Source organism: Sphingobium sp. DC-2 (assembly GCF_000722555.1).
Taxonomy (GTDB): domain Bacteria; phylum Pseudomonadota; class Alphaproteobacteria; order Sphingomonadales; family Sphingomonadaceae; genus Sphingobium; species Sphingobium quisquiliarum.
In genome coordinates this window covers 38,274-54,680 of the sequence record NZ_JNAC01000122.1, presented here as the reverse complement: position 1 = coordinate 54,680, position 16,407 = coordinate 38,274, and the positions used below count along the sequence as shown (strand labels likewise).

Annotated in this window: 10 protein-coding genes and 5 pseudogenes; 7 read left to right on the top strand and 8 right to left on the bottom strand. The window is 65.3% G+C overall.

What is annotated here, in order from left to right:
- Positions 1–2: 2 nt before the first annotated feature.
- Positions 3–491: pseudogene (locus ET21_RS0121370) on the bottom strand (IS5 family transposase); the annotation flags it as partial.
- Between ET21_RS0121370 and ET21_RS0121365 the strand changes: the two are divergent.
- The 3 genes from ET21_RS0121365 (at position 485) to ET21_RS28835 (ending at position 4,731) form a co-directional block, all read left to right on the top strand.
- On the top strand, positions 485–3,445 hold the full coding sequence (locus ET21_RS0121365) for a type I restriction endonuclease subunit R (protein WP_081856817.1): 2,961 nt from the start codon (positions 485–487) through the stop codon (positions 3,443–3,445). The pseudogene ET21_RS0121370 and the gene ET21_RS0121365 sit on opposite strands and share 7 nt — an antisense overlap.
- Positions 3,446–3,932: 487 nt before the next feature.
- Entirely contained in the window at positions 3,933–4,271 is a 339-nt protein-coding gene (locus ET21_RS28840) for an inositol monophosphatase family protein (protein WP_337587963.1), read from the top strand.
- The gene (locus ET21_RS28835; RefSeq protein ID WP_337587962.1) at positions 4,252–4,731 is read left to right on the top strand and encodes an inositol monophosphatase family protein; all 480 of its coding nucleotides are present in this window, start codon (positions 4,252–4,254) and stop codon (positions 4,729–4,731) included. The genes ET21_RS28840 and ET21_RS28835 overlap by 20 nt, the downstream gene beginning before the upstream one ends.
- A gap of 288 nt (positions 4,732–5,019) precedes the next feature.
- Here the strand turns inward: ET21_RS28835 and ET21_RS0121355 are convergent.
- Positions 5,020–5,199, bottom strand: a pseudogene (locus tag ET21_RS0121355) (transposase); the annotation flags it as partial.
- 3 nt (positions 5,200–5,202) lie between these two features.
- Between ET21_RS0121355 and ET21_RS27315 the strand changes: the two are divergent.
- Positions 5,203–5,720: pseudogene (locus ET21_RS27315) on the top strand (transposase); the annotation flags it as partial.
- Between the two features lie 356 nt (positions 5,721–6,076).
- A pseudogene (locus ET21_RS0121345) lies at positions 6,077–6,454 on the top strand (ATP-binding cassette domain-containing protein); the annotation flags it as partial.
- Positions 6,455–6,487: 33 nt separating this feature from the next.
- Here ET21_RS0121345 and ET21_RS0121340 read toward each other — a convergent pair.
- The 5 genes from ET21_RS0121340 to ET21_RS0121320 all read right to left on the bottom strand — a co-directional run bounded on the left by ET21_RS0121340 (position 6,488) and on the right by ET21_RS0121320 (position 14,250).
- Positions 6,488–7,696 (bottom strand): phospholipase A, encoded by a 1,209-nt coding sequence (locus ET21_RS0121340; protein ID WP_030541273.1) that lies wholly within the window; start codon positions 7,694–7,696, stop codon positions 6,488–6,490.
- Positions 7,697–7,779: 83 nt separating this feature from the next.
- A complete protein-coding gene (locus ET21_RS0121335; RefSeq protein ID WP_272945233.1) occupies positions 7,780–8,337 on the bottom strand; it encodes a TetR/AcrR family transcriptional regulator in 558 nt (185 codons plus the stop codon).
- Between the two features lie 56 nt (positions 8,338–8,393).
- On the bottom strand, positions 8,394–9,815 hold the full coding sequence (locus ET21_RS0121330) for an efflux transporter outer membrane subunit (RefSeq protein WP_051768290.1): 1,422 nt from the start codon (positions 9,813–9,815) through the stop codon (positions 8,394–8,396).
- 43 nt (positions 9,816–9,858) lie between these two features.
- Complete coding sequence (locus tag ET21_RS0121325) at positions 9,859–13,056, bottom strand: efflux RND transporter permease subunit (RefSeq protein WP_030541270.1); 3,198 nt, start codon at positions 13,054–13,056, stop codon at positions 9,859–9,861.
- A 6-nt stretch (positions 13,057–13,062) separates the two neighbouring features.
- Positions 13,063–14,250, bottom strand: coding sequence for an efflux RND transporter periplasmic adaptor subunit (locus tag ET21_RS0121320; RefSeq protein ID WP_037471643.1), 1,188 nt, complete (start codon positions 14,248–14,250; stop codon positions 13,063–13,065).
- A gap of 276 nt (positions 14,251–14,526) precedes the next feature.
- Between ET21_RS0121320 and ET21_RS0121315 the strand changes: the two genes are divergently transcribed.
- Positions 14,527–15,123, top strand: a complete 597-nt coding sequence (locus ET21_RS0121315) for a TetR/AcrR family transcriptional regulator (protein WP_051768281.1) — start codon at positions 14,527–14,529, stop codon at positions 15,121–15,123.
- 339 nt (positions 15,124–15,462) lie between these two features.
- Here the strand turns inward: ET21_RS0121315 and ET21_RS28805 are convergent.
- Positions 15,463–15,825: pseudogene (locus ET21_RS28805) on the bottom strand (transposase); the annotation flags it as partial.
- A 203-nt stretch (positions 15,826–16,028) separates the two neighbouring features.
- Between ET21_RS28805 and ET21_RS0121305 the strand changes: the two are divergent.
- The gene (locus tag ET21_RS0121305; RefSeq protein ID WP_030541266.1) at positions 16,029–16,403 is read left to right on the top strand and encodes a hypothetical protein; all 375 of its coding nucleotides are present in this window, start codon (positions 16,029–16,031) and stop codon (positions 16,401–16,403) included.
- Positions 16,404–16,407: the final 4 nt, after the last annotated feature.

Here is a 16,407-nt window from a genome sequence, read left to right as displayed (position 1 = left end):
AGTCACTTCGGCCGCGCCAGTCGGCGGGTGAGGAGCATGGCTGAAGCGGCGTAGATGAAGGCTGTTGCAGATGCGACGGTCGCCTCGAAGTCCTTGGCGAGGCGGCGGTTGCGGCCGAGCCAGGCGAAGGTGCGCTCGACAACCCAGCGGCGGGGATGGACGACGAAGCCGGTCTGGTCGGCGATCTTGCGGACGATCTGCACATCGATGCTGGTGGCGCTGGCAACCCGGTCGGCATTGTAGGCGCTGTCGGCGAACGCCTTGGCGACGAACGGATGTCGGGCACGCGATGCCTTGAGCAGCGGCACCGCGCCGTCGCGATCCTGCACATCGGCAGGGTCGACCTGCAGCCCGAGCAACCGGCCGTCGGTATCGACCATCGCCTGCCGCTTGCGGCCAAGGATCTTCTTGGCGGCATCGTAGCCGCGTGGCCCGCCGCTCTCGGTCGTCTTGACCGACTGGCTGTCGATCACGGCGGCCGAGGGTGACGCGAACCATCCACGGGCTGATCGTCGAAGGGGTGCCGGTAGAATATCGCGCCGCCGATGGCGCTATCCGTGGCGACCGCGTGCGGCTGGTCGACTTCAGCCCTGCCGGATGCGGCCTCGACATGAACGACTGGCTGGCCATCAACCAGTTCACCGTCATCGAGCGCGGTCATACCCGCCGGCCCGATATCGTGCTGTTCCTCAATGGCCTGCCCATCGCGGTGATCGAGCTGAAGAATCCGGGCGACGAGAACGCCACCGTCTCCGGTGCCTACAACCAGCTCCAGACCTACAAGCGCGAGATTGGATCGCTGTTCCGCACCAACGCGCTGCTGATCGCCTCCGACGGCATGACCGCGCGAGTAGGTTCGCTGACCGCGGACGAGGAGCGGTTTATGCCGTGGCGCACCGTGGATGGCGAGGACATCGCGCCCAAGGGCCTGCCCGAGCTGGAGGTGATGATCGCCGGCGTGCTCGACCAGCAACGCCTCCTGATGCTGATCCGGGACTTCACGGTGTTCGGCGATGCCGGGCGTGGCGTCGTCAAGATCATCGCCGGCTATCACCAGTTCCATGCCGCACAGCGTGCCGTCGCCGCGACCCTGCGGGCCGTGCCGGGCATCTCGGCTGCAAAGGCGGTGCGCGAAAGCCCGTTACGCTACGGTCTGCCCGACGCCGCGTTGCATCCTGACGGCGACCGCCGGATCGGCGTCATCTGGCACACGCAAGGTAGTGGCAAGAGCTTCCTGATGGCCTTCTATGCCGGGCTACTGGTGCGGGAGCCGGCGCTGGAGAACCCGACGATCGTCGTCATCACCGATCGCAACGACCTGGACGACCAGCTCTTCGCCACCTTCTCGATGTGCGCCGACCTGATCCGTCAGACGCCCATCCAGATCGACAGCCGCGAGGACCTGACCGACCGGCTCGACCGCGCGTCCGGCGGGGTGATCTTCACCACCATGCAGAAGTTCGCGCCGGCGGCGGGGACGAGCGACTATCCCGTGGTCAGCAATCGTCGCAACGTCATCGTTATCGCGGACGAGGCCCACCGATCGCAATACGGTTTCCGTGCACGGATTGACCGCAAGACGGGTGAGCTGGCCTATGGCTTCGCCAAGTATCTCCGCGACGCACTGCCAAACGCCTCATTCATCGGCTTCACGGGGACGCCGATCGAGAAGGACGACGTCAACACGCCCGCCGTGTTCGGCGATTATGTCGACATCTACGACATCTCCCGCGCTGTCGAGGACGGCGCGACTGTGCCGATCTACTACGAGAGCCGCCTCGCCCGCATCGAACTGCCACCCGAAGAGCTGCCCGTCATTGATGCCGAGATCGACGGACTTACCGAGGACGAGGCGACAAGCGAGCAAGAGCGGCTGAAGCAACGCTGGTCTGCAGTGGAGAAGCTGGTTGGATCGAAGAAACGGCTTGAGATGGTCGCCGCCGATCTGGTCGCCCATCTGGAGGACCGGCTGACAGCGATGGATGGCAAAGCGATGGTCGTCTGCATGAGCCGCCGCATCTGCGTGGCGCTATACTACGAGCTCATCGCGCTACGGCCCGAATGGCACGATGAAGACGACAGGCAGGGCACGGTTAAGGTCGTCATGACCGGCTCCGCCGCCGGTCTGCCCGCGTGGCAGCCCCACATCGGCAACAAGGCGCGGCGTGATTTGTTGGCCAAGCGGGCCAAGGACCCGGCCGATCCGCTGCGGCTCGTGATTGTGCGCGATATGTGGCTGACCGGCTTCGACGCGCCGTCGATGCACACCATGTATATCGACAAGCCGATGCGCGGCCACGGCCTGATGCAGGCCATCGCACGGGTGAACCGGGTGTTCCGCGACAAGCCGGCCGGACTGGTGGTTGATTACATCGGCGTCGCGCAGAACCTGAAGAAGGCGCTTGGCCAGTATTCCGCCTCCGACGCCGCCGAGACAGGAATCGATGAGGCGCAGGCGGTCGCGGTGCTGCTCGAGAAGTTTGACGTGGTCCAGGCGATGTTCCACGGCTTCGACTGCACGCCCGGAATATCCGGCACGCCGGTTGAGCGGCTGAAGTGCCTCGCCGAGGCAATCGAGTTCGTCCTTGCCCGCCAGCATGAAGCGGCCGCGAAGGAGACGAATGACGACGCCCGTAAAGCTGCGCACCGCCGCTTCCAAGACGCGGTGCTCGCGCTGACCAAGGCTTTCGCGCTCGCCGCCGCCAACGTCGAGGCCCGCGCGATCCGTGACGATATCGCCTTCTACCAGACGATCCGCGCCGCGCTTGCCAAGACAGGTAGCGGCAGCGGCTCGACCAGCGACCGCGACTTCGCCGTCCAGCAGCTCATCGACAAGTCGGTGGTATCGACCGAGATTGTCGACATCCTGCAAGCTGCAGGGCTGAGTACGCCCGACATCTCGATCCTGTCCGATGACTTCCTTGCCGAGGTGAAGGCGATGGATCGACCGAACCTGGCGCTGGAGGCGTTGAAGAAGCTGCTTGGCGACCAGATCCGCTCGCGCAGCCGCACCAACGCGGTCGAGAGCCGACGCTATTCCGAACGCCTGACCGACGCCATCGCCCGTTACCACACCAACGCCGTTAGCACGGTCGAGGTGCTGCAGACGCTGATCGATCTGGCCAAGCAGATCCGCGCCGAACAGGCGCGCGGCGAGGCAGAAGGCCTGACCCGTGACGAGATTGCCTTCTACGACGCGCTGGCCGACAACGAGAGCGCCGTAGACATCATAGGCAACGACAGTCTGAAGGTAATCGCCGCAGAGCTGGTGAACACCTTACGCGCGGGTGCTACAGTCGATTGGTCTCATCGCGAAAGCGCCCGCGCGCGCATGCGGGTGCTGGTTAAGCGGATCCTGCGCAAATACGGTTTCCCCCCTGACCTTCAGGACGTCGCCGTTCAAACAGTCATCCAGCAGGCCGAGTTGCTAGCAGAGCGATGGTGAACGCTTGCTTCGCTGATACTGGTCGCGGGAATACGGCAGATCTTAGCGAACCAAGCAATGTTGCTGACCTTCGCCCTGAACTGCTGAATGTAGGGCAGGAGTTGTCTGGCGGCTCTGACGTAGCGAGGACCCCAAACTGGACGTTCAGCGCCCCTTTTCCGTTTCCCAGAAGCGGACATTTGTTCACCTACGTTATGGCTCTATGCTGGGCTAACGAGCCACTCGCACCGGCTTAAATTGGGACTTTGCTGCCATTCACCACGATAGCGGTGAACGACAGCTTCTGGCGGGAGCGGACTTTCAGGCGTTCGCCGGCTCGTGATGTTGAACGAGCGGGTCTGGCAGCTAGCGTTCCAGCGGCTTCTCGCGGACTAGTTGGGCAAAGTGGGCGTTCAAGGTCGAGATAGCCGCACATAGGTGGTTGTTCTGGCATCAGCGGCAGGATGCGTAGGCAAAGGATGAAATCGATGTGTAGCGATTGCGGCTGATGGACACGCTTACCCTGTCTGTCCATACCCTGATGCGTCAAGCTGCGGCACGGGCGATTCTCCCGCGCTACCGGTCACTGCAAGCTCATGAAGTCGCCACTAAATCCGCGGACGACATCGTCACGATCGCTGATCAGGAAAGCGAGGCTATTCTAGCCGCAGGGCTTGCAAAGCTGCTGCCAGAAGCGACCATCGTCGGCGAGGAGGCGGCGCATGTGGATCCGGCGCTCACCGCAAGACTAAGCGATGCGCTATGCTGGATCATCGATCCGCTCGACGGGACGAACAATTTTTGCGAGGGGTCAGCCGCCCTTCGGCATGATCGTGGCGTTGGCTGAGGCTGGCGAGACGATCGCCGGCTGGATCTACGCCCCCCTTACGGGCCGCTATTGCCACGCGGGGCGCGGCAGAGGCGCCTTCGTCAATGGTGAGCGGATCTATTCCGCTGGCTCCGGGCAGGCCAAGCCCATCGTCGCTCTCTCTCTGGCGCTGGCCGATCCCAAGTACGCACCTAGGATGCGCGAGTTGCTTGAGCCGCGCTGCTCCCTCGTTGGCATCCCACGCTGTGCTGCTGAGCAGTACCCCAGGATCGCACTCGGCCGGAACGACATTGCGTTCGCCAATCGCACGCTCGCCTGGGATCATGCTGCGGGCGTGCTGTTCCTGAACGAGGCTGGCGGCAAGGTGGCGCGCTATGATGGTGCTCCCTACCGCCTCGGTGACGACAAAATCGGGCTACTTGCGGCAGCCACGCGGTCGTTGTGGGAGTGGATCAGCGCGCTTCTGAAGAACCTTTGATTGCCGCGGATGCTGCGATCATGGCAACGCAGGCCCCCCCGCCCGTCTCGGATCAACAGCTGAACCATCGACGCTTTCATGACGCGCTCCGTTGCAGGGCCGTGTTCTTTAGTATGGGAAGGCTGGCGCTGCTTCCCCGAATATGTGAGGATCAAGCCAAGGAGACGGGATGCACGACCTTCTCGCATTAGGCGCTCGCGCCGGTGAATTGCTCAAGGAGAGGCGCGAAACCGGGTAGTGCCCCGAGGAGTGGTGTAGGAACACCGATCCTCAGCAGGGCCAAGGATGTCAGGCTGCCAGTGCTGACAGGCTGATGCGTGGGTTATCGCTCAAGGTGCTGATTGTTTCCCGCGTCATGTAGCGGCGCGACACAGACCATTCGTCGTTTTGCTCGAGCATGAGCGCTCCGACGAGGCGGATGACCGCGGCGGTGTTGGGGAAGATGCCGATGACATCGGCTCTTCGCTTGTTCGGCACGTGCCCGACGTTAAATCCCGGGCCGCACACGCCATGCTGGAAGATGCAAAGTGGCGTCAGGTCGGTTGGCGCCGAGGAACAAAGGGGCGGCTTGTTGCGCGCTTTGCCGCAGTGCGCGTCCGCATTGCGCACGGCGCGCCGCAACGGATCGGCTCCGCCGGAGCCCAGCACATGCCCGGCGAGGAGCCCTGGCTGGTCGGCGAGCATCGCTCGAACGGCGAGCAAAAATACTATCTCTCGAATTTACCAGCCGACACCCCGATCAAGGATCTGGCTGGCGCGATCAAGGCGCGCTGGATCTGCGAGCAGGCACACCAGCAGCTCAAGGAAGAGCTCGGTCTCGACCACTTCGAAGGGCGATCCTGGATCGGGCTGCATCGCCACGCACTCATGACGATGATGGCATATGCCTTCCTTCAAACCCAAAGGCTCGCTCAGGCGGGACGGAAAAAAAGAATCCCCGGCCCGCCACCTCAGCCCAGCCTGCCGGCAGTTCGACAATCCATCCTTGACCGTCTGTTGCGACCGCCGCCCGGGCAATGCCCGCAATGCGGTTGCTCCCTGCCAAACGCTCCAACCTCACTTCTGCCAAAGTAGTGCTAAGCTGCGGAATGCTTTTTCCATCCCAGGCCGATCCGCTTTTCCAAACCAGAGGAATCTACGAATGACAGCTCGGGCCAGATTGGTTGAACAGGATGGCGTGCTTTCGCCAACGATCGAACGCCCCATTCCCCAGCCCAAGGCGGGGGAGGTGCTGCTCAGGATCCATGCAACAAACCTCAACTATCATGATCTGCTTGGAATTGAGGGCGGGATACCTGGTTTGCCGCTCCGGCGGGTGCCATTCTGCGATGCCCCCATCATGGCGTTGCCGAAGGGCTATCGAACCATGGTCGGGGAACGCGGCGTCAAGCTGTCGGGCGGAGAGCGCCAGCGGGTGGCGATCGCACGAGCCTTCCTGGTCGATGCGCCGATTCCGATCCTGGACGAGGCGACCTCCAGTCTGGATTCGGAATCCGAGGCGGCGATCCAGCAGGCAATGGAGCGGCTGATGATCGGACGCACGGCCATAGTTATCGCGCACCGGCTCTCGACCGTCCGCGCTCTCGAGCGCATCCTTGTCTTCGCAGACGGCCGCATCGTGGAGGACGGCACGCATGATGCCCTGCTGCGGTCCGGCGCCGGGCATTACCGCCGGCTGTTCGAACGGCAGACGGGAACGGCCGCGCCGGAAATCTCCGCCTGACCTCCGCCTTCAAGCGATAGGAGACGCCGGGCGCTACCGCACCAGTGCCACGCCGATGCGAAGACGGGTTGTGCGTCGGTCGTAATCCAGCAGGTTCTCGCCATAGCCGGTGAAGGTCTGGCCGAAGAGGTAGAAGTCGGGGCCACCGCCCAGGATGCGACGCAAGGGATAGGACAGATCCGCCGCGATCGAGCCCTTGCCACTACCGAAGTTGAACCGGCTGGAGGTGGACAGGCGCAAGCCGTCATCCTCACCGATCTCGACGAACAGGCCGGTATTGCCGCGATAACGGCGGATGTCCGGATTGTCCGACAGGTCGCCGGCGTAGAACCATGCGCGTGGCGCCACGGTCAGGCGGGTATCGCCACCCAGGGAGAATGCCGCCATCGGCGCAACGTACACCGTGTTGATACTGCGCGACTGATCGCCCTCGCGACCATTGGATTCGTGGCGCGCGCCGATCTGCGCGCTCAGGGTGGCAGTGTCCGACAGCGCCTTTGGCGGGGTGACGTAGAAGATTTCCGGCTGGAAGTCGATGTTGCGGAAGGGCGAGGAATCCGCACCAAGGTCCCAGAACATGCGCTGGCTGTAGGCAAAGTAGAAGCCATCGCCCAGCGTCCGTCGGCCTTCACGCGCCCTGCTGCCAAACAGCCGGTACCTGAAACTGAGCTGGAGGCGCGCCTCGCTGTTGGTACCGGGGCCATAGACCGCGTAGATCGGCTCGTAGGCGCTCAGGTTCTCTAGGAAGGCGTTGCCCACGGTGCGATCGCTGGGCGGCGGGGTCGCGGGGGGCGTGGCCGCCACCTGCACGCCGTCATTCCCGACCGGATCGACCGGGGTAAGGGGCGTCGCCGTGAGTGCCACGGCCTGGCTGCCCCATGCGGGGATGGACAGCAATGCGCCATCCGCCAAGGTTTCGCGCCCGAGCCGGTAACGCGCAGTGGCGAAGCTGCCTGACGCGATGGTCACGCTGGCGGGGGTGGCCGCATCGCGCAGAAGCGTGACTGCCCGCCCTTCGCGTGATCCGCCGGGGTGGACAAGCCGCCCCTCGACGGTCTCGGGCAGGCTCGCCTCGGTCGCGACCGGCCCCGTGTTGAGCAGACGAACAGCGACTTCGGCCTGGCCGTCCCGGCCCGCCTCGACATGCCCGATCAATATCTCGACCACGGGGCTGGCATATGCGGTGCCCGGCAGTGCAGCGATCAGGAGGGCTGCCGGCAGATAGTTGAGTGATCTTATCATGTCGGCACTGCTCTCCAGCGTGGATCGGACCGGGTGGAATGACTATGGCAAGGTTGGCACAGTTCGGCCAGCAACTGCGCTGCTCAGCCCAGCCCGGCGCCCTGGCAGAAGAACTCCACCCGGGCTGCCAGGCTGGCATTGTCCAGCTCGCAGCAGGCACCATGGGCGATCGCCTGGGAGTGCGCTTCATAGATGAACATGCCCACGAACATCGCCGCAAGCAGGTCGGGATCGGTCGCCAGCTTCTGCCCTTCGTCACGCCAGCGGGCGAACAGCTGCGCCAGCCGCCCCTGCGCTTCCAGGATGGTGGTGCCGTAGAACCGGCGGGCGAAGTCCGGGTCTTCGATGGAATGGGCGATCACCACCCGCGACAGGGCGATCTCCGCCGGGTCGGCGAATTTGCGGCGCAGATCGTCGGCCAGCCCCAGCAGGACTTCGCGGGGCGGGCTGTTGGCGGCGCATTCCGCCATGCGGGCGCCGCTTTGTTCCACCCGCCGCACCATCACGGCTTCCAGCAGCCCGGCCTTGCCGCCGAACAGCTTGTACAGCGTCGCCAGCGACCCGCCTGCCCGCTTTACCACATCGGCCAGCGCCGTGCGGTCGAAGCCCTGTTCCATGAACAGTTCTTCCGCCGCCGCGATGAAGCATTCGCGGCGGCGGTTCAGGCGGTCATCCGCATGAAGGGCGCTCGCCCCGGTCAGCTCAGCCCCCCACCCAGCGAACGGTACAACTCGACCAGATTGGTGGCGCGGGTCAGCCGCGTGGTGACCAGCTGCTGTTCCGCGGCATAGGCGGTGCGCTGCGCATCCAGCGTGACCAGGAAGGAATCCACCCCCGCGCGGAACCGCGCATCTGACAGCCGTGCCGCGCCCGTGGCGGCCTCTGCCCGCGCGGTCTGCGCATCCAGCTGCTCGCCGATCCGGCCGCGTTGCGCCAGCGCGTCGCTGACTTCGCGGAAGGCGGTCTGGATCGCCCGCTCATAGGTCGCCACCGCCACCTGCTCCGACGCGCGGGCAAAATCGAGATTGCCCTGCCGGCGCCCCGCATCGAAGATCGGCAGCGAGATACCGGGGGAGCCGGTGTAAGTGAAGCTGCCGCCCGAAAACAGGTTGGACAGAGCCGTGCCAATCGTGCCCACGGTGCCGGTCAGCGATATGGTCGGGAAGAACGCCGCCCGCGCCGCGCCGATATTGGCGTTCTCGGCAATCAGCTGATGTTCGGCCTGCAACACGTCCGGCCGGCGCAGCAGGATGTCGGACGACACCCCGGCAGGCAGCGCATCCAGCGTGACGTCGCCTGCCGCCAGACCGGTCGGCAGCAGCTCCGCCGGCACGGTGGTGCCGACCAGCAAGTTCAGCGCGTTCTGGTCCTGCGCGATGCGGGTTTCCAGCGTGGCGATGTCGTTGCGCGCCGCCTGGAAGTTTGTCTGCGCCTGTTGCACCTCCAGTTCGGAGCCCACACCGATGCGAAATTGCGCGCTGGTCAGCTCCAGCGTCTGGCGGAACGTTTCCAGCGTCTCGCGCGCGATGCGCAATTGCTCCTGGTCGGCTGCCATCGTCAGCCAGGCATTGGCGATCTCCGCGATCAGGCTGATCCGGGTGGAGCGTTGCGCCTCCTCGCTGGCGAAGACCTGCTCCTGCGCGGCGCGGCTGAGATTGCGGATGCGGCCGAACAGGTCCAGCTCGAAAGCGGAAATGCCGGCATTGACCGAGTAGAACTCCAGGTCGGATCCGCCGCTGGTGCCGACCCCATCTCCTGCCCCTGCGCCAGCCCCGGCGCCCGCTCCGCCGGCCGCGCCAGCAGCACCAAGCACGTTGTTGGTATAGGTGGCTGATCCCGTCACCGCAGCCGTTGGCAGCAGGTCGGACCGCTGGACGCGCAGCTGCGCGCGCGCCTGCAGCACGTTGCCGGCCGCGATCCGCAGGTCGCGGTTGTTGGCGAGACCCGTCTCGATCACCTGCCGCAGCCGAGGATCGAGGAAGAAGTCCCGCCAGCCGACCTGCGTAATGTCGGGCGCATCACTCGCCGCGGCGGGGTAGATGCCGCCCTGCGGCAACGCCACCGGGACCGCGCCGCCGGGCCGATTATAATCGGGTGCGAGGTTGCACCCGGTGAGCATCGTCGCGGCAACGAGGCCCGCTAGGTATGATTTGGTCTTCACGTCACGCTCCCTGCGGCGCGATGCCGCCGTCGGAAGATTTGTTGCCCCCATCGGGCTCCACGTCGCTGTTCAGGGAAGGCTGGTCGGTCTGGCCGTGCTTGAACAGCCGGGCGACCACCACGAAGAACATCGGTACGAAGAAGATGGCCAGCACGGTTGCGGACAGCATGCCGCCGACCACCGCGCCGCCGATCGCGTTCTGGCCGCCGGCACCGGCGCCGGTGGACAGCGCCAGCGGCAGCACGCCGAAGACGAAGGCCAGGCTGGTCATCAGGATCGGCCTGAGGCGCAACCGGGCCGCTTCGATTGCCGCGTCGAAGGCATTCATGCCGTCGCGCACCCGTTCCTCGGCAAACTCCACGATCAGGATCGCGTTCTTCGCCGAGACGCCGATGGTCGTGATCAGCCCCACCTGCAGGTAGATGTCGTTGTTCAGTCCCGTCAGCCATGCGGCCAGCACCGCGCCGATCACGCCGAGCGGCACCACCAGCATGACGCCGATCGGCACCGACCAGCTTTCGTACAGGGCAGCAAGGCACAGGAACACGATCGCCAGGGACAGCGCGTACAGCGCCGGGGCCTGACCGCCGGACAGCCGTTCCTCGTAGGACAGGCCGGTCCATGCCAGCGCCGTGCCGGGCGGCAGCTTGGCCTGCATCTCCTCCATCGCTTCCATCGCGGCCCCGGTGCTCAGGCCAGCGCCAGGCGCGCCCTGCAACTGCATGGCCGCCTGCCCCTGATACCGGGTCAGGACAACCGGTGCCTGCTGCCACGAGAGGTCGGAAAAGGCGGTGAAGGGCGCCATCTCCCCGCTGGTGCTCCGCACATAGAAGTCGCCGATCGCGTCGGGGGAGGAACGGTATTGCTGGTCCGCCTGGATGTAGACCCGTTTGGTGCGGCCGCGATCCAGGAAGTCGTTGACATAGGCGCCGCCCCAGGCGGTCGAGATCGTCTGGTTGATGGCGCTGATGTCGAGACCCAGCGCGCCGGCCTTGTCCTGGTCGATGTTGACCGACAACTGCGGGGCATCGTCCAAGCTGAGCGGGCGAACCTGCGCCACGCGGCTGTCGCCCGCCGCCATGCCCAGCAGCTGGTTGCGCGCGGCCAGCAGGCCGTCATGGCCAAGGTCGCCCGTGTCTACCAGCCACATGTCGAAGCCGGTGGCGTTGCCAAGTTCCGACACCGCAGGTGGCACCAGCGCGAAGATGCTGGCGTCGCGATACTGCGCGAAGGTGCCCATGGAGCGCGCGGCGAGCGCTTGTGCGCTGTTCTCCGCGCCCGGGCGTTCCTCCCAGTCCTTCAGGCGGATGAAGGCGAGGCCCGCATTCTGTCCCTGGCCGGCAAAGGAGAAACCACTGATGGTGAACACGCTGGCAACATTGGCGGATTCATCTTTGAGGAAATGGTCGCGTACCACGTCCAGCGCGCGTTGCGTGCGGGGCAGCGTGGAGCCCGGCGGCGCCTGGACCAGCGCGATCATGGAGCCTTGATCCTCTTCCGGCAGGAAGCCGCCCGGCAGGCGGATGAACAGCAGCGCCATCACGCCGACGATCGCCAGATAGATCAAGCCTGAGCGCTTCCAGTTTCGCGCAGTGCGCACCACGGTGCGCTCGTACTTCTGCGTGCCCCGGTCGAAGGTGCGGTTGAACCAGCGGAAGAAGCGGGCCAGCGGACCCTTGCCCTCCGCCTGGTCTGCCTTGTGCGGCTTCAGGATGGTGGCACACAGGGCCGGCGTCAGGATCAGCGCCACCAACACCGACAGCACCATGGAAGCCACGATGGTGACGGAGAACTGACGATAGATCACGCCCGTCGATCCGCCGAAGAACGCCATCGGTAGGAACACCGCGGACAGCACCATGCCGATGCCGATCAACGCGCCGCTGATCTCGTCCATGGATTTGCGCGCCGCTTCCCTGGGCGGAAGGTGCTCCGTCTGGATCAGGCGTTCGACATTCTCGACCACCACGATCGCGTCATCGACCAGCAGGCCAATCGCCAGCACCATGCCGAACAGGGTCAGCGTGTTGATGGAGTAGCCCAGCATCGACATGACGCCGAACGTGCCCAGTAGCACCACCGGCACCGCGATGGTCGGGATGATGGTCGCGCGCCAGTTCTGCAGGAACAGGAACATGACCAGGAACACCAGCACCACCGCCTCGATCAGCGTGTGGATGACCTGTTCCACCGATAGGCGTACGAACGGCGTCGAGTCATAAGGGTAGACGACGGTGACGTCGGGCGGGAAGCCTTCCGCGATCCGCCCGATCTCCGCCTTCACCTCGTCCACGGTGTCGAGCGCGTTGGCACCCGTGGCCAGACGCACGCCGAAACCGGATGCGGGCTTGCCATTATACTGCGTGTCGAAGCCGAAGATTTCCGCACCCTTGGCCACGCGGGCCACGTCGCGCAGGCGCACGACGGCGCCGCCTTCCGTGCTGCGCAGGCGGATATTGCCGAACTCTTCGGGAGTCTGCAGGCGGGTCTGGACGGAGACGGTAGCGTTCAGCTCCTGCTCCGCCGGGGCGGGCAGCTGGCCGATCTGGCCGGCGGAAACCTGCGCGTTCTGCGCCTGCACCGCCGCCGTCACATCGGCGATGGTCAGGTTGTAGCTGCGCAGCTTCAGTGGATCGACCCAGATGCGCATGGCATATTGGGTGCCGAACACCTGCAGTTCGCCGACGCCGGTGACACGGCTGACCGGGTCCACCATCTGCGCGACGAGGTAGTCGGACAGGTCGTTCGCCGTATGGCTGCCGTCCTCGGAATAGATTGCCGCGACCAACAGGAAGCTGGCGGCGGATTTGGCGACGGTCACGCCCTGGCGCTGAACCTCCTGCGGCAGCAGCGGTGTCGCGGCCTGCAGCTTGTTCTGTACCTGCACCTGCGCGATGTCGGGATCAGTACCCTGTTCGAAGGTCAGCGTGAGGGTAACCCGCCCGGCCGAGGAGGACGAAGCGGAAAAATAGCGCAGATTGTCGATGCCTTTCAGCTGCTGCTCGATGATCTGCGTGGTCGTGCGTTCCAGCGTCGTGGCATCGGCGCCGGGATAGCTGGCGCTGATGGTGACGGTGGGCGGCGCAATCGTCGGAAACTGGGAAATCGGCAGGCTGCGGATCGCAAGCACGCCGAACAGCATCAGCACGATGGCGATGACCCATGCGAAGATGGGCCGGTCGATGAAATAGCGTGACATGGTGGCTTAGTCCGCCTTCGCGGCAGTGGCAGCAGGCTGCGGACGCTGCCCTGCCGGCTGCGCCCCCTGCTGCGCCGGCGCGCGGTAAGGCACGGCCTTCACCTCGGTTCCGGGCTGCAGGTTCTGGCCCCCTTCCACGATCACGCGATCCCCGGCCTTCAGCCCGGCTGTCACCAGCCAGTTTTGCCCCACGGTGCGCGGCGCGGTCAGCGTGCGCAGCTGGATCTTGCCGTCCTGCCCTACAACGGAGGCGACCGGGTTGCCACGCTCGTCACGCGACACGGCGCGGATCGGCACCAGCAGCGCATTGCTGCGCGTGCCTTCCACCATCTCCGCACGGACATACATGCCCGGCAGCAGCAGGCCTTGCCGGTTGGGGAACACGGCGCGGATCACCTGGCTGCCGGTCTCGGGGTCGACCGTCACATCCGTGAAGCTGAGCGTGCCCGCGGCCGTGTAGGTGCTGTCATTCTCCAGCTTCAGCTGCACCTGGGCGGCACCGCCATCGCGGTCCAGCTCGCCCGAGGCCAGCTGCTGGCGCAGGTCCAGCACTTCGGCGCTGGATTGCTGGATATCGACAAAGATCGGGTCCAGCCGCTGGATGGTGGTCAGCGGCTCCACCTGCGCGGCGGAAACCAGCGCGCCGGTGGTGTAGGTCGAACGGCCGATGCGGCCGCTGATCGGCGCACGGATGGTGGTGCGCGCCAGGTCGATCTCTGCCGCCTGCAGGGCCGCCTGCTGGGCCGCGACGTCGGCGCGGGCCTGTTGTGCGGCGCTGGTCGCGTCCTCCGCCTGCTGGCGGGAGATGGCGTTGATGTCGACCAGCTCGCCATAGCGGCGGGCCAGAGCCTCGCTGTTGGCGATCCCGGCGCGGGCACGGGCCAGGGCAGCACGCGCACTGGCCACCTGCGCCCGATACGGGGCGGGGTCGATCCGATAGAGCGGCTGCCCCTTGCGGACCATGTCGCCTTCGCGGAACAGGCGCTCCAGGATCAGGCCGTTGACCTGCGGGCGCACATCCGAAGTCTCGTAGGCGCTGGTGCGCCCCGGCAGTTCGGTGCTGAGCGTGACGGGCTGGGCCGAGACCGTGATATAGCCGACCTGTGGCGGCCCGGCGGGTGCCTGCTGCTGTTCGCCACCACCGCACGCCGCAAGGAACAAGGCCAGGCCGGCCACTGAAGCAATCTTGTTCATTCGCACCTTCGTTTCGCTCTGCTCTGCCCGCGCGCGCAATGCCCGGCGAACGCCCGAAAACCGCCGACACCCATGTGCGGCGGTCCTTCCGTGACGTTCTCTCCGCAGGTGATCGGCCGGACTGCTCGCGGACCGGCTCGATCTTTTTTAAGAGTGATCGCTCACTCACATGGATGTTGTGCCACTAATCGCGTTGTGGCAGCTTGGCAAGTGCAAAGGAGACGGCAGATAAGCTCGGATCAACAGGACGGATCGGGTGGGATCACGCGGGCAGAGATGCGGCGGCGTCACCTGCTGGACGTGGCGCGCCGGCTGTTCATCAGCCAGGGCTTTCATCAGACGGGCGTGGCGCAGATCGCCACCGAGTCCGGGATCAAGGTCGGCCAGATCTATCGCGACTTCCAGAGCAAGGAGGCGATCATCGCCGCCATCTGCGACATGGACATGGCCGCCTGGCTGGAAGAAGACGTGCTGGCCGCCGCCGTGAAGGATGGCGACCTGCCGGCGATCCGATCATGGCTGACCCGCTTCAACCAGCCCGGCGACATGGAAGAATACCGCCTGCTGGCCGAGATTATGGCGGAGGCAGGCCGCAACCCCAGCGTCGCGGAAAGCTTCTCGGCCACGGACAGGCGTGTGCGCAACAGCCTGTCGGCCGCACTGGTCGCCATCCTGCCCGGCCAGACCGATCCCGCCGTGATCGAATCCCTGGCCGAATTGGTCCTGACCCTGGGCATCGGCCTTGCCAGCCGGCGAATTGTTCAGGGGGAGGACCGGTGCAGCCTGGGTAGCCGGATCATCGAACGGGTCATCACCGGCGAAGCCCGCTCATTCTTCGATTGCAGGGAATCGCGCGGCCTCGACGGAAGCTAGCGCCGTGCAGATGAGGAGGTGGAGCCACAGGATACTCGATCCCACGGAGGTGACTCGCTCCTGCTAGCTGCGACAGAAATCGCTGCTTTAAGCCACTCGGCGGCGCGATGAAGGTACTGCGGCAACGACCCCTGTGTGGACGGCAATCCGTTGGCAAGGGGCGTTCTTTACTGCGCTGGCTGGTCGTGGCGCCCATGTGTCCGGCCTATCTGCGCGGTGTTGCATGGCCGCTGGCCCTGATGCTATTCGCGCGGTTCAGGTCCCTCCCAATTGCACGCACTCGAAGTGCTGGGGTCACTCGGGTTCTCCTGCTCCGGCGGTTTCAACCGGCTTGTTGCGTCAGTTCAGTCTGCCCTTCCCAACTCGTGTAACGCCCTGGGGCGCGATCTCCCAGGCTGCCGCCAACTCCGGTTCCCGGTAGGGCTCGCCCGTGGCCATCATTGCCCAGATGATCCGGGCGTTCTTGTTCGCCAGCGCGATAGCCGCAACCTTGGGCTTCTTGCGCTCCAGCAGCTGCGCCACCCATAGCCACTTGGTGCTGCCCTGCTTCGCTCGCCGCACCACCGCCATGGCACCGACCACAAGCAACTCGCGCAGGTAAGTGTTGCACGCTTTGGTGATGCTTCCAAGCCGCTCCTTGCCGCCGCTGGAGTTCTGGCGCGGTGTAAGGCCGATCCATGCCGACAGGCTTTGTCCGCCACCGAAGGTAGAAGGAGGGCGGCGGAACGCGGGTAGCCTGTCAGTTCACTGAAGACAGTGCTGGCAATATCCTTTCCCGGAATCTCTGTCCTGGTGCATGAGCATGACATAGCGACCGTGTTCCACGTCGGCATGGCTGCAGCCTGTATCGCCCGAGTCACGTGCGGCGATTGCCTGCCCGGCCAAGCTCCACTAGGTCGCGCCGAATGGTCACCGCCGCTTCTGCCGTTTCACCCCCGATCGCCTTTGCTGCGATTGGCGACAATCCTACGAGGCTCTGGGGTCTCACCGCCTCCGAACGTGCGGGCCGCATCGCCCGTGCGAACAAGCTGGTGCCGGAGGAGAGTGGCGCGGCTCCCGTCCTGTTGGCCAACAACGCTTTTGCGTTCGACCCTGCTTGGTTGCGCTACCTGGCCTCGCAGCCCGGGACCGTGCTGACGCTGGCCGGGGTGCCGGCGCTGGCACTTGCCCGCGACCCGGACGAGGCCTCGGCGATCAAGACGGCGATGCGCGACGGAACGACCCTGCCCTCGACCACGACGCTGCATATTATCGAGTTCGAGAGCAGCACAATCGCTTGAACTG

Coding starts and splice junctions, on each gene's coding strand:
- ET21_RS0121320 (WP_037471643.1), bottom strand. CDS start 14,250: ATGAACAAGATTGCTTCAGTGGCCGGCCTGGCCTTGTTCCTTGCGGCG.
- ET21_RS0121340 (WP_030541273.1), bottom strand. CDS start 7,696: ATGATAAGATCACTCAACTATCTGCCGGCAGCCCTCCTGATCGCTGCA.
- ET21_RS28840 (WP_337587963.1), top strand. CDS start 3,933: ATGGACACGCTTACCCTGTCTGTCCATACCCTGATGCGTCAAGCTGCG.
- ET21_RS0121330 (WP_051768290.1), bottom strand. CDS start 9,815: ATGCTCACCGGGTGCAACCTCGCACCCGATTATAATCGGCCCGGCGGC.
- ET21_RS28835 (WP_337587962.1), top strand. CDS start 4,252: ATGATCGTGGCGTTGGCTGAGGCTGGCGAGACGATCGCCGGCTGGATC.
- ET21_RS0121305 (WP_030541266.1), top strand. CDS start 16,029: ATGGTCACCGCCGCTTCTGCCGTTTCACCCCCGATCGCCTTTGCTGCG.
- ET21_RS0121315 (WP_051768281.1), top strand. CDS start 14,527: ATGCGGCGGCGTCACCTGCTGGACGTGGCGCGCCGGCTGTTCATCAGC.
- ET21_RS0121325 (WP_030541270.1), bottom strand. CDS start 13,056: ATGTCACGCTATTTCATCGACCGGCCCATCTTCGCATGGGTCATCGCC.